This window comes from Vagococcus fluvialis, from assembly GCF_048815235.1.
GTDB lineage: Bacteria > Bacillota > Bacilli > Lactobacillales > Vagococcaceae > Vagococcus.
Window position 1 is genome coordinate 136,374 of sequence record NZ_JBMEAO010000002.1, and the last position, 12,978, is coordinate 149,351.

Here is a 12,978-nt window from a genome sequence, read left to right on the forward strand (position 1 = left end):
GGACGGAAGAATTAGTGAAAAAAAGTAGAATGCAACAAATGGCATATGATTATATAAAGAATAATATTATTGAAGGGAGATGGGGAAATGATGTCCGCTTAGTGGAACAAGATATATCAAATGAGTTATCTATTAGTCGAACTCCAATAAGAGAGGCGATTAATTCATTGATTGATGAAGGTTATCTTGAGAAAGAAACAAATCGCGGCGTAACAGTGAAAAAACAAATAATAGCTGAAAAAGAATTTATTGAAAGAACGCAATTATTAGAATTACTTTTACAAAATTACCTATTTCAACTTCAGGTTAAACAATTGAAAATTGATACAGTAGAGGTTTTGGATCAATTGGAAATAATGAAAAGTGAATCAGATTATTCTGGTAAACAAAATCAATTAAAAGAGGTATTATGCTGTTTCTTAGGGCAAATGGATAATCAATTAATTAAGCAATTAATTGTTAGTAATTTTGAACAGCTTCATTATGTTAAGTTTCCAAATGTTCCGTTATTATTTTTATATAACGAAGTCGCTCATTGTATGGAAAAAATTTGCCAACATATGAGTGAAGATTCTTACGACTTATGTCGAAAAGATATCAGAGTCTTTTTTAACCGTCTGAACTTAGAGTTAATTGATCAACAAATATAAATCGGAGGCTATAACCATGAAAACAATTCAATTAGGTAATACACATTTAGAGGTACCACAAGTTGCATTAGGTTGTATGAGAATGAGCGGTTTATCAGTGAAAGATGCGAGTAAAGTTGTTGAAGTTAGTTTAGAAGAAGGCATTAATTTCTTTGACCATGCTGATATTTATGGGGGAGGAGAGTCAGAAGCTCTTTTTGCTAAAGCTGTTAAAGAGTTAAGCGTGCCTCGTGAAGACCTTATTATTCAATCAAAATGTGGTATTAGAGATGGCTTCTATGACTTTTCTAAAGAGCATATCATTAGTAGTGTTGAAGGGATTTTGAAGCGTTTGGAGACTGATTATTTAGATGTCTTAGCTCTTCATCGTCCAGACTCTTTAATGGAACCAGAAGAAATTGCAGAAGCTTTTGATATCCTACAAAGCCAAGGAAAAGTTCGTTATTTTGGTGTAAGTAATCAAAACCCAATGCAAATGGAATTAATTGAAAAAAGTATTAGTCAAAAATTAGTGGTTAATCAACTTCAATTTGGTTTGAAACATGCTGGCATGGTGGCTTATGGTATGAATAATAACATGGAAAATCAAGCTGGAATTAATCGTGATAGTGGTGTGTTAGAGTACTCAAGACTAAACAACATTACGATTCAAGCTTGGTCACCTTATCAATATGGCTATTTTGATGGCGTGTTTTTAGGAAATCCAGAATTTGAAGAATTGAATTCAGTTATAGATAAAATGGCTAAAAAATATGGTGTCACAGATACAGGAATTGCGACAGCATGGATTAACAGACATCCTGCGAAGATGCAAACCATTATTGGAACAATGAACCCAACACGTATTAAAGAAGTAGCTGCAGCAAGCGAGATTACTCTTTCACGTGAAGATTGGTATGAATTGTATAAAGCGAGTGGTTATCCAGTATTATAAAGAAGAAAAAGAGGGTTGTTATGGAAATTATAATCGAGAATGTCGTTAAGAGATATGGCGTGTTAGAAGTTCTAAACATTGATTCACTACGTTTTGAAAGTGGAAAGGCATATGGTGTTATCGGACCTAACGGAGCAGGGAAAACTACATTATTTAAAAGCATTACAAACATTATTAGTGACTACGAAGGTCAAATCACTATTGATGGAGTCTCTGTTAAAGAGCGCAATGAAATTTTAAGTAATGTCGGAATCGTTTTAGATGGAATATCTGTCTATAAAGATCGTACCGGTTGGTTTAATATTGAATATTTTTCAGGTTTACGAGGAAATTTTAACCCAGAGCGTGCAGAAGATTTAGCTCGAGAGTTAGAGATTTCAGAGTTTTTACATAGTAAAGTAAAAACTTACTCATACGGAATGATTAAAAAATTAGTTTTATTGATAGCTTTATTACATGAGCCTAAGATTTTAATTTTAGATGAACCTTTTAGAGGACTAGACTCTGATACTGTTACGTGGTTTAAATTTTATTTAAAACAAATGACGAGTAAAGGAATGACTCTAATCATTTCTAGTCATGTGAAGAATGACATTGAGTCTCTTTGTCAGGAAGTATTTGTTATTAAAAAAGGTGTAATTGCTAAGCATATCGATTTAACAGCCACACCTGATAAAATGATTCGTGATATTGAAACGACTAATCAGGAAGTATTAATCGTTATTCTAGAAAATTCTAATTATTATTATCAATTACTCGACAGCGGTGTTGTTAGGTTAAACATTAAAGATGAACGTTGGGGTGAAATCAAAACTCAATTAGTAGCGCAAGGTGTTGAAATCACTGGTTTAACCAAAGTAAATGTTTTAGATGGTAATTTAAATTAGAGGAGGAGTAGAATGACAGCGAAATTGATTTTTAAAATGGAATTATTTAAGTATATGCGAGATAAAAAATATTTGATTGCAACAGGGATTTTAGCAATTGTAAATATTTGTACAACAGTCTATTTGGTTCATTTAATAGACAAAGCTAATTATATATCAGAATCAGAAAGTGCTTTTGTGGGATTATTTTTCTTGTTTTTCATGTTAACCATGTTTGCTAACTTGGCTTTTATGTTTTTATATCCATTTCATCTAATGTCATTGGATTATAAAAATGATGTCATGGCCATGTTAGTGGCATCAGGAGTCAACCGAACTAGATTATTTTTCTCAAAAATAGGTGCCACGTTATTATGGTCGCTCTGTGTGACAATTATTCTAGTATTTGTTCCAGGATTTATTGTGCTACTTAAAATGTCACAAACGACAGGAATGTTTGAATTTATTGGAGAAATTTTTAGGTTGATGAATATTAATTCCTTTAGTATTTTCAGTATTTCCTTTACAATGTTGAATTCATATTTAAATACCTTAATCTTAATCTCTGCAGCTACTATTTTGATGAAAGGGAAAAATTTAACAATATTAGTTTATTTTGCCTTTAATACAGCTCAGACAATGGTTTTAGGCTTTTTAGGATTTATTCCTGCAGCTATGAACTTTAGTGAAACAGGTTACTCATTATTTACGAATTTAGCCATGATGTTAGTTTCTATGGGAATGATTTTATTTTCATTACGAGTTATGAAAACGCAAAATCTATAAAAGACGAACAATTTAATAAAGAAAAGCAAGATTATTATCATATGTCTTGCTTTTTTTTTGGTTATGCGTTAGATTATCATAGGACGCAAAAATAAAGCCGAATTTTTAAGTATTAATATTCGTATTTTGCTCTCTAAAAATACTTTTTATCATTCTAGGAGGAAGTTTTATGAAGATTTTTGATTACGAAGATATTCAGTTAGTACCTAATAAATGTATTGTGGAAAGTCGTTCTGAATGCGAAACTACTGTTAAATTAGGTAATAGAGAATTTAAAATGCCAGTGGTTCCTGCTAATATGCAAACAATCATTGATGAGGATATTGCTGAATTTTTAGCGTCAAAAGGCTATTTTTATATCATGCATCGTTTTGATGAAGAAGGCCGTATTCCTTTTGTTAAGAAGATGCAAGAAAAAGGATTGTTCGCTTCTATTAGTGTAGGTGTAAAACCGAACGAATATGAATTTGTTAAAAAAATGGCGGATGAAAAAATTATTCCTGACTATGTAACGATTGATATTGCTCATGGTCATTCTGATTCAGTTATCAATATGATTAAACATTTAAAAACATTTTTACCTGAAACTTTTGTTATTGCAGGAAATGTAGGAACACCTGAAGCGGTTCGTGAATTAGAAAATGCTGGTGCTGATGCAACAAAAGTTGGTATTGGACCAGGTAAAGTTTGTATTACTAAATTAAAAACAGGTTTTGGTACTGGTGGTTGGCAATTATCAGCTTTAAGAAGATGTAGTAAAGCTGCTCGTAAACCTTTAATCGCTGATGGAGGCATCCGTACTCACGGTGATATTGCTAAGTCAATTCGCTTTGGAGCAACAATGGTTATGATTGGCTCATTATTTGCAGGCCATGAAGAGTCACCTGGTGAAACAGTAGAAGAAAATGGCAAATTATATAAAGAATACTTCGGTAGTGCTTCTGAATATCAAAAAGGTGAGCACAAAAATGTTGAAGGTAAAAAAATTATGATTGAACACCGTGGTAACTTAGAAGATACTTTAAATGAAATGCAACAAGATTTACAATCATCTATTTCTTATGCAGGTGGTAAAGATGTTGAAGCAATCAGAAAAGTTGATTATGTTATCGTTAAAAACTCTATTTTCAATGGAGATATTTTTTAAAAAATAAATAGAAAGAACTTGTTAAACAGCAAGTTCTTTTTTTAGTTTAAATAATTAACATTATGTTAGAATGATAAGACTTATATAAGAAAAAGGAGTGGTTTGCGTATTGAAAGAAGAATCTAATACTAAGTGGGGCATTATTTCAGGTGTTTTAGCTTATTTACTATGGGGAGTATTACCTTTTTATTGGAAAGCAGTGGGAGAAGTTTCACCACTTTCAGTTTTAAGTTATCGAATTGTTTGGTCATTTGTTTTTATGGTAGTCGTTTTATTAGTAACTAATAAATTAACTTTCTTTTATCAAGAAGTAATGAAACTGATTCGTGATAAAAAAAGATTAATAGCAATTATTTTTGCAGCTATTTTAATAACCGTTAATTGGTTTATTTTTATTTTTTCAGTAAGTAGTGGTAAGGTAATTGATGCCAGTTTAGGATATTACATGAATCCTTTAGTAAACGTATTATTAGCTACTTTAATTTTAAAAGAGAGGCTAAACAGAGGAGAGATACTGGCTTGTGCTTTAGCCGCTTTTGGAGTGGTTCTGTTAGCTGTTCAAAGTGGTCATGTACCATGGTCTAGCTTAGCAATGGCTATTACATTTAGTTTATATGGCTTAATTAAAAAAATTGCCCAGGTGGATTCTTTAACAGGCCTGACAATTGAAACAGCTCTCATGGCTCCATTTGCTTTTATCTACTTAGTTTTTTTCTCTGTAGAAGGGTTTATGACATTTGATTTAAAAATTAATATGTTACTAGTTGGAGCTGGAGTAGTGACAGCTATCCCATTATTTTTATTTGCAGAAGCAGCTAAAAACATATCTTACGTTTTAGTTGGTTTTCTACAGTATATTGCTCCTACGTTGATGTTGATTGCAGCTGTCTTTCAATTTGGCGAAACATTTAGTGTTCCTCAACTAACAGCATTTAGTTTCATATGGTTAGGTATTATTATTTTTACTGGAACTAATATTGTTGTTAAGAAAAGAGAGATAAGAAAAAACTAGATGAACCATTTTTGGTTCATCTAGTTTTTTTATTTTAAAACCCATTGAGTTAGAGCATGAGCTACACCATGTTCATCGTTACTAGTAGTAATTTGATTAGCCGCTTCTTTAACAGATGGGACAGCATTTCCCATAGCAACACCAATTCCTGCTGTTTCAATCATAGATAGGTCATTTTCGTTATCTCCAATAGCCATAACTTCATCGAGAGTAATATTTAATTTAGCTGCTAATTCTTTAACAGCTTCTCCTTTTGTGGCTTGTTTGTTTAAAACTTCTAAATAGAAGGGAGCACTTTTGACAATGGCAAAACGATCAGAAAAATCAGTTGGAATTTTAGAGATAGCTTCATCTAAAATCTCTTCCTTATCGATCATCATTGATTTAATTATTTTGATATCAGGTGTCATCTCTGAAATCGCACGATATGAAACTGGAATACCAGTTAAAGTTGCTTCATGAATGGTATATTCGCTTAAATCACGATTAGGTGTGTACATGCGAGAATAGTCCTGAGCATGGAAGTGAACCCCTAACTTTCTTGCAAGTAGTTCGATATCTAAGAAATCATCATGAGAAAGAGGATGCTCAATTAAAACTTCCTCTGTACCAGCATTTTGTATCATTGCGCCATTGTATGTAATCATAAAGTCAAGCTCTAACTCTTTAACTAAATCTAAAACGCCAATTGTTGGGCGACCAGTAGCAAGAACTATGTTAACACCTTGTACAGTTGCCTTTTTTATGGCTGTTTTTACTTCTGAGGTAAGCTCTTTATTTGAATTTAATAAAGTACCATCAATGTCAATTGTTACTAATTTAATACTCAATGTAAAACACTCCTTAGTTTTCTTTGATAGCTCCGTTATGGATGTAGTCATTAAAACGAGTTATCTGTTCTTCGAATAAAGTATAGGATGGTGAGGTTTTAGTTGCAAGCATTTCTTTTGGGAAAAAGAAACGTTGATCACCTTTATTTTCACCTGTTAAAGCTGCTACAAGGTCGCTAACTTTTGATAGCTCTACAAGACTACCATCGCGCTCCATTAATTCGATTTGTGTGCGATGTTTATTTTCAGAAGGTGAATAAAAATCATAAGGCAGATCATAACTTGAATTAATAGCCGTATAATTTTTAGGGTCATAGCCGACTTCATCTATTAAGCTTATTAGGGTAGGAATATACTTTTCACTTTTTTCGTTAAAAGTAATTGATTTAAATGGTCTACGATGTAAAAAGCGTTTTGATAAGTCGCTTAAAGTAGTATCACTATGATCCATCCAAGATAAAAAGGCTGTATTTAAAACACCGTCATCAAGCTTTAAATAATCTGCTAAAGTGTAATCATTTTCAAGAAATGGAATTAGTAAGGGAGAATAACTTTTGAAAAATAAAGGATCCTCCTGATATAAAACCTTTCCTCGATTAAGTAAATGATCAAGAATAACTTCCATCCCTCTAGAAACCGGGTGGAAATAAATTTGCATATACATTTGATAGCGGCTGACAATATAATCTTCGACAGCGTGCATGCCATTAAATTGAAAAGCAATGCCATCTTTATAAGGTCTAATAACTCGTAAGATACGGGTTAAATCAAAAGTACCATACTCAGTTCCCGTATAGTATGCGTCTCTGAGTAAATAATCCATACGGTCTGCATCAATTTGACTAGAAATTAACTGCACAACTTGTTGGTTCGGATATTCTTTACTGATAACACTAGCTACTTTTTCTGGGAAATCAGAGGATACTTGTTTCAATATATGATTGATTTCCGTCGTTTCTGAGGTAATGATATCAATCGTAAAAGCTTCATGATTAGTATTGAAAATCCCTTCAAAGGTATGTGAGTAGGGACCGTGTCCAACATCATGTAATAGAGCAGCACACAAAGCAACTAAAAGTTCAGAGTCATCCCAACCGTTTTTGGGGTCATCTTTAATTGAAAAGTTTCGTTCAAAAAAATGACAAATTCTTCTTGTGATTTCATAAACGCCAAGAGAGTGACCAAATCTAGAATGCTCAGCCGCATGGAAAGTAAAAGAAGAAGTCCCTAGTTGTTTGATTCGTCTTAAACGTTGAAATTCTTTTGAATTGATTAAATCTAAAATAATTCGATGTTCAACATGGATATATTGATGAATCGGGTCACGAAAGACTTTTTCAAAGGGCAATTTTTCAGCCGTTGTCATGTTGTAATTCCTCCCAGTTAATAATTTCGTTACGTTGTAACATTCTTTTTTGTTGGTGTTCAAATTGTGTTGAAAATGGCTCGGATTCAGAAAATACTTTAAATGACTCAGATTCTTCTTGTGATAGTGTAAAATGATTAGCAATAACTGATTCTAATCGTTGTTTCATATCCTTAACACTTAATGCTGTATCAAGAAGCTCTGATAAATTAGCCATTGAATCAGGATTAACAGGAGGGAATTTGTTTTTTCCGAAATCTTCACCTAAGCCAGCTTTATAAAATGACTTTACTAGTTCACCGCGCGCATGTTGATTTCCTTCAACGCTTAAATAAATCATCACACCGATTCCTTTTTTGATTCGTCGTTGAGAAATACCAGCAAATTTTTTACCATTAATACTTAAATCAAATTCACCAGGGCAGTATGAATCAGTCACCTCGAAGGCGTCGATTTGACAATTGAAGTCAATTAAGGCTTCTTCAATCATTTGTTTCATTAATTCATAGCCATGGTTAATAGATAAACTGTTTTTTTCAGCAGGTTGTGGCATAATCATTGAAAAATTTAGCACTCCCTCATCAGCTACAACTGCTAAACCACCAGAATTTCTAACAATGGGTTGATAATTGTTAGCTAAAATAGAAGAAACGCCGGCAGATAGGTCAGTAACTCTAGTATCTTGCATACCTAAAATGAGTTGGTTTTTCATCGTCCAAAAATGAAAGCATGTTACTTGGTGATTTCCAGCATATTCAGCTAGAATATCAGTATATATAAATGGCTCTAGTCCTTGATGAGAGGTTAAATTCATATGCTCTAGAATAAGAGCGTTATTCTCTTTTGTCATGGGTGATTCACTCCTAAAATGATAATAAAACTATTATACATGACTTAGGAAGAAAAAATGAATGAAAACACTTTGACTTTATTTGACAAAAGATCCATAAGCAAGGAAAATAGAGAAAAGATAAAAATGAGGTGTCGATGATGGAAGAAAGAAAATCAATTCCTGTAATGATAAAAGTGAAAACAGAAGTTTTTCAGGAAAATGAATTACGAGAGTTTTTTATGGAAGAAGAAGGGCAAATAGTAAGGATTGGTGAAGTCCTTTATATAAGATATAACGAACAACTTGAAGGCGTAGATGAAAAAATTTCAGTTACAATGAAAATTTTAGCTGATGGAAGTGTTCAGCTGATTCGTGCTGGAGAGGTACGAATGAAGTTAAAATTCGATTATCAAAAATACAATGAAACAAACTACGAAACACCATTTGGAACGATGTGGATAAAAACATTTACAAATAATATTCGAGTTAGTTTGAAAGACAGACCGTATTCTGGTCAAGTAATTATTGATTATGATTTGTTTGGTGGAGATGAAAAAATAGGTGTTTATCATTTAGATATCAACTTTACGGCGTAAGCGTTAGAAAATCAAGAAAATTGAATTGCATTGATAGTACAGATATTGTATTATAAAGAGTAGACTGTGAAAGGACGTGTGCCAGTTGGAATTTAAAACATTCGAGGGTATCGATAAAAGTGAAATATCAATGATTGAAGTAGCTCATGCTATTTTAGCTGATCGTGGCGATATCATGGATTTTTCAGACTTAGTAAATCAAATTCAAAATTATTTAGGTAAAGCTGATAGCGAGATTAGAGATGTATTACCTCAATTTTATACAGACTTAAACATTGATGGTAGTTTTATTTCTCTAGGAGATAATCGTTGGGGATTACGCTCTTGGTATCCAATTGATTCAATCGATGAAGAAGTATCAGGAATTGATGAAGACGATGACGAAACAGTACGTCGTAAAAAACGTAAAAAAGTTAATGCCTTTATTGGAATGGATGAAGATGCTATCGATTACAACGATGACGATCCAGAAGATAGTGACATTCACGATGACGAAGATGATGAAGAATTATACGATGAAGAAGATGACGAAGCAAAAGAAATCAAAGAGTATACGACTGACTTATCTGAAATTGGCGATGTCGATGAAGAAACTGACGAAGCTGAAGGCTTAACAATCGTTGATGAAGATGATTTAGATGATGAAGATTTATACGACGATGAAGAAGAAGAAACTCCAGAAGTATAAATAAGTAAAAGAGCATCCAATAGGTTGCTCTTTTTTTAGAAATGAGGCATAGGAATTGATACATTTAGTAGTGGAATATATTATTTTTGCATTAAATACATTTTCAGTAGTTATTTTATTATTTGGTGTTGGAAAAGCAATGATTGATTTCTTTAGAAATGAATTTAGTCATACAGACAGAATGGTAGTTTCTAAAAAAAATAATTATGTGAAGATGTATCTGGGTTCATATGTCTTGTTAAGTTTAGAGGTTTTAATTGCTTCAGATATTATTGAAACAATATTAAATCCGTCTATTGAAGACATCCTTATTTTAGCTGGAATAGTCGTGATTAGAACAGCTATTTCTTATTTTCTTGGAAAAGAAATTGAGAGTACAGAAATATAGATTGAGAGTAGCTACCTGGGATCCAGGTAGCTTTTTTTATTTTTAAAATTGATTGCTAATTAATTACCGTCAAAACAAAACGCTTGTTTTTATTTTTATATACGCTTACAATAACAACTATACCAAAAATATATTTTTAAAAGGAGAATTAACCTAATGATAGATTTTAAAGCTAATAACAACTATGGATTGTATATAAATGGCGAGTGGACCAATGGTGTTGGAGAAGAAAGACTTGATAGTTACTCACCAGCAACAGGAGAGAAATTAGCTAGTTTTGTGGACGCACTAGACGGAGATGTTGATAATGCAGTGAGTGCTGCTCAAGAAGCATTAGTGAGTTGGAAAAAATGGTCATTAGTGGATCGAAGTAATTTATTATTGAAAATTGCAGATGTGATTGATGAGAATATGGAACACCTAGCAATGGTTGAAGCAATGGACAATGGAAAGCCTATAAGAGAAACAAGAACTGTGGATGTTCCTTTAAGCGCAGATCATTTCAGATATTTTGCTGGAGTTATTCGTAGTGAAGAAGGAAGTGCAACTGCTTTTGATGAAGACACTTTAAGTATTGTTATTCGTGAACCGATTGGTGTGGTAGGGCAGATTATTCCTTGGAATTTCCCAATATTGATGGCAGCATGGAAAATTGCACCAGCATTAGCTGCAGGAAATACTATTGTTATTCATCCATCATCATCGACTTCGTTAAGTTTGTTAGAGATGGTAAAATTAATTGGCCCTCTTTTACCAAAAGGTGTTTTAAATGTTATAACAGGAAAAGGTTCTAAATCAGGTGAGTACATGTTACACCATGAAGGGTTTAATAAATTAGCTTTCACAGGTTCAACAGAGATTGGCTATAATGTTGCAAAAGCTGCAGCTGAAAGATTAATTCCAGCAACACTTGAATTAGGTGGGAAATCAGCTAACATATTCTTTGATGATATGCCATTTGAAAAAGCAATTGAAGGAGCACAACTTGGTATTTTATTTAATCAAGGTCAAGTTTGTTGTGCGGGATCTAGAATCTTTGTCCAAGAGGGCATTTATGATAAGTTTGTCGGTGCTTTAAAAGAAAAATTCGAATCAGTTATTGTAGGAGAACCTTGGCATGAAGAGACACAAATGGGTTCACAAGTAAATGAAAGTCAATTAATAAAAATAGAAGAAGCTGTTGAAAAAGGACGTAAAGAAGGAGCAACTATTTTAACAGGGGGAACTCGTTTAACAGGAGCCCTTAGTAATGGTTGTTTTATGAGACCGACTCTATTAACTGATGTGACTAATGATATGGCAATAGCTCGTGAAGAAATCTTTGGGCCAGTTGCTGTAGTCATTAAGTTTAAAACAGTTGATGAAGTCATTGCCTTAGCAAATGATTCTGATTATGGACTTGGTGGAGGCGTTTGGACAAGTAACATTAATACAGCTCTTAAAGTAGGGAGAGGTATCGAAACTGGACGTGTTTGGGTAAATACTTATAATCAAATTCCAGCAGGTAGTCCATTTGGTGGTTACAAGAAATCAGGGATTGGTAGAGAAACTCACAAAGCGATACTAGATAGCTACTCTCAATCTAAAAATATCTATATTAATACGAATGAAAATCCAGTTGGTTTGTATTAAGTTCAGCTTTGTGAAAAAAGTTGAAACTTTCAGAAAAGTTACCATAAAAGTGGAGTTTGACTAGCAAAACGAACTAGAAAGTGGTAAAATAACGGTGTTAGCTAAGCTAAACTTAATAAAAATCTTTATCCAAAATTAGGAGGAAATTATTTATGGCATTAGTATCAGCAGCAGAAATGTTAAAAAAAGCTAGAGAAGGACAATACGCAGTTGGGGCTTTTAATACAAACAACTTAGAGTGGACTAAAGCAATCTTACAAGGTGCTCAAGAAGCAAATGCACCAGTTATGATCCAAACGTCTATGGGAGCAGCTAAATATATGGGTGGCTACCAAGTTTGTTACGATATCGTAAAAGATTTAATTGATTCAATGGGAATTACAGTTCCTGTAGCTTTACATTTAGATCATGGTGAATACGAAGATGCTTTAAAATGTATCGAAATTGGATATACTTCAGTTATGTTTGATGGTTCTCATTTACCATTTGAAGAAAACTTAGAAAAAGCAAAAGAAGTTGTTGCTAAAGCTCACGCTGCAGGCGTTTCTGTAGAATGTGAAGTTGGAAGCATTGGTGGAGAAGAAGACGGAATTATTGGAACTGGTGAATTAGCAGATCCAGCTGAATGTAAAGCAATGTCTGATACAGGTATTGATTTCTTAGCAGCAGGAATTGGTAACATTCACGGTTCATACCCTGAAAACTGGACTGGATTAAGCTTCGAAACATTAGAAGCTATTGCTAATGTAACTGATGGTAAACCATTAGTATTACATGGTGGTTCTGGTATTCCTTTAGATCAAGTACAAAAAGCTATTTCTTTAGGTGTTTCAAAAATTAACGTAAACACTGAATGTCAAGAAGTATTTGCAGCAGCAACACGTAAATACATCGAAGAAGGAAAAGATTTAGAAGGTAAAGGATTTGACCCTCGTAAATTATTAGCACCAGGATTTACTGCGGTAACTGAATTAGTTAAACAACGTATTGAATGGTTTGGTTCTACAAACAAAGCATAATTAAAATAAAGAGACTGACCCTTAGGTTAGTCTCTTTTTATCTATATTAAATAAACAGGAAATAGAAGTTTCGTAAGGTTTATAAGCTCTTCTATATTCGAACTTGAGATAAATGTATCTATGACTTTTTTTAGGTTCCAATTTATGGTAGAATATCCTTGGTTAATAAAATACATGAAACTTGTAGCTGCTTTTCATAAAGCAGCTTTTTTAAAGTATAAAGTGAGGATTT

At 33.0% G+C, this 12,978-nt stretch carries 14 protein-coding genes; 11 read left to right on the top strand and 3 right to left on the bottom strand.

Annotated elements, in window-relative coordinates; translation table 11 throughout:
• The first annotated feature begins 14 nt into the window (after positions 1-14).
• From ACODH8_RS01950 to rarD, 6 genes are all read left to right on the top strand, one after another.
• The gene (locus ACODH8_RS01950; protein WP_332465501.1) at positions 15-650 is read left to right on the top strand and encodes a GntR family transcriptional regulator; all 636 of its coding nucleotides are present in this window, start codon (positions 15-17) and stop codon (positions 648-650) included.
• Between the two features lie 16 nt (positions 651-666).
• Positions 667-1,584 (top strand): aldo/keto reductase, encoded by a 918-nt coding sequence (locus ACODH8_RS01955; protein WP_332465500.1) that lies wholly within the window; start codon positions 667-669, stop codon positions 1,582-1,584.
• A 20-nt stretch (positions 1,585-1,604) separates the two neighbouring features.
• Positions 1,605-2,471 carry an ABC transporter ATP-binding protein gene (locus ACODH8_RS01960; RefSeq protein WP_332465499.1) on the top strand — a complete coding sequence of 289 codons (867 nt, stop codon included), beginning with the start codon at positions 1,605-1,607 and terminating at the stop codon, positions 2,469-2,471.
• A gap of 12 nt (positions 2,472-2,483) precedes the next feature.
• A complete protein-coding gene (locus tag ACODH8_RS01965) occupies positions 2,484-3,236 on the top strand; it encodes a hypothetical protein (protein WP_332465498.1) in 753 nt (250 codons plus the stop codon).
• A 169-nt stretch (positions 3,237-3,405) separates the two neighbouring features.
• Positions 3,406-4,383 (top strand): GMP reductase, encoded by a 978-nt coding sequence (gene guaC, locus ACODH8_RS01970; RefSeq protein ID WP_332465497.1) that lies wholly within the window; start codon positions 3,406-3,408, stop codon positions 4,381-4,383.
• Between the two features lie 109 nt (positions 4,384-4,492).
• Positions 4,493-5,395: an EamA family transporter RarD gene (rarD, locus tag ACODH8_RS01975; RefSeq protein WP_332465496.1), complete on the top strand. Its 903-nt coding sequence runs from the start codon at positions 4,493-4,495 to the stop codon at positions 5,393-5,395.
• 29 nt (positions 5,396-5,424) lie between these two features.
• Here rarD and yidA read toward each other — a convergent pair whose 3' ends face one another.
• From yidA to ACODH8_RS01990, 3 genes are read right to left on the bottom strand one after another with little or no spacing between them, the layout of a single operon-like run.
• Positions 5,425-6,225: a sugar-phosphatase gene (gene yidA / locus ACODH8_RS01980; RefSeq protein ID WP_420517472.1), complete on the bottom strand. Its 801-nt coding sequence runs from the start codon at positions 6,223-6,225 to the stop codon at positions 5,425-5,427.
• 13 nt (positions 6,226-6,238) lie between these two features.
• Positions 6,239-7,591 carry an HD domain-containing protein gene (locus ACODH8_RS01985; RefSeq protein ID WP_332465494.1) on the bottom strand — a complete coding sequence of 451 codons (1,353 nt, stop codon included), beginning with the start codon at positions 7,589-7,591 and terminating at the stop codon, positions 6,239-6,241.
• A complete protein-coding gene (locus ACODH8_RS01990; RefSeq protein ID WP_332465493.1) occupies positions 7,578-8,441 on the bottom strand; it encodes a lipoate--protein ligase family protein in 864 nt (287 codons plus the stop codon). The genes ACODH8_RS01985 and ACODH8_RS01990 overlap by 14 nt, the downstream gene beginning before the upstream one ends.
• A gap of 140 nt (positions 8,442-8,581) precedes the next feature.
• Between ACODH8_RS01990 and ACODH8_RS01995 the strand changes: the two genes are divergently transcribed.
• The 5 genes from ACODH8_RS01995 to ACODH8_RS02015 all read left to right on the top strand — a co-directional run bounded on the left by ACODH8_RS01995 (position 8,582) and on the right by ACODH8_RS02015 (position 12,746).
• Positions 8,582-9,019 (top strand): DUF1934 domain-containing protein, encoded by a 438-nt coding sequence (locus tag ACODH8_RS01995; protein ID WP_332465492.1) that lies wholly within the window; start codon positions 8,582-8,584, stop codon positions 9,017-9,019.
• An 85-nt stretch (positions 9,020-9,104) separates the two neighbouring features.
• A complete protein-coding gene (rpoE, locus tag ACODH8_RS02000; protein WP_332465491.1) occupies positions 9,105-9,707 on the top strand; it encodes a DNA-directed RNA polymerase subunit delta in 603 nt (200 codons plus the stop codon).
• A 55-nt stretch (positions 9,708-9,762) separates the two neighbouring features.
• Complete coding sequence (locus ACODH8_RS02005; protein ID WP_332465490.1) at positions 9,763-10,095, top strand: DUF1622 domain-containing protein; 333 nt, start codon at positions 9,763-9,765, stop codon at positions 10,093-10,095.
• A gap of 132 nt (positions 10,096-10,227) precedes the next feature.
• Positions 10,228-11,727, top strand: coding sequence for an aldehyde dehydrogenase family protein (locus tag ACODH8_RS02010; RefSeq protein ID WP_420504437.1), 1,500 nt, complete (start codon positions 10,228-10,230; stop codon positions 11,725-11,727).
• Between the two features lie 152 nt (positions 11,728-11,879).
• Positions 11,880-12,746, top strand: coding sequence for a class II fructose-bisphosphate aldolase (locus tag ACODH8_RS02015; RefSeq protein ID WP_332525811.1), 867 nt, complete (start codon positions 11,880-11,882; stop codon positions 12,744-12,746).
• The last annotated feature ends 232 nt before the right edge of the window (positions 12,747-12,978 follow it).

Bases quoted from the DNA above. Each gene is read 5' to 3' on its own strand.
- ACODH8_RS01955 (WP_332465500.1), top strand. From the start codon at position 667: ATGAAAACAATTCAATTAGGTAATACACATTTAGAGGTACCACAAGTT.
- ACODH8_RS01960 (WP_332465499.1), top strand. From the start codon at position 1,605: ATGGAAATTATAATCGAGAATGTCGTTAAGAGATATGGCGTGTTAGAA.
- ACODH8_RS01965 (WP_332465498.1), top strand. From the start codon at position 2,484: ATGACAGCGAAATTGATTTTTAAAATGGAATTATTTAAGTATATGCGA.
- guaC (WP_332465497.1), top strand. From the start codon at position 3,406: ATGAAGATTTTTGATTACGAAGATATTCAGTTAGTACCTAATAAATGT.
- ACODH8_RS01985 (WP_332465494.1), bottom strand. From the start codon at position 7,591: ATGACAACGGCTGAAAAATTGCCCTTTGAAAAAGTCTTTCGTGACCCG.
- ACODH8_RS01990 (WP_332465493.1), bottom strand. From the start codon at position 8,441: ATGACAAAAGAGAATAACGCTCTTATTCTAGAGCATATGAATTTAACC.
- ACODH8_RS01995 (WP_332465492.1), top strand. From the start codon at position 8,582: ATGGAAGAAAGAAAATCAATTCCTGTAATGATAAAAGTGAAAACAGAA.
- ACODH8_RS02015 (WP_332525811.1), top strand. From the start codon at position 11,880: ATGGCATTAGTATCAGCAGCAGAAATGTTAAAAAAAGCTAGAGAAGGA.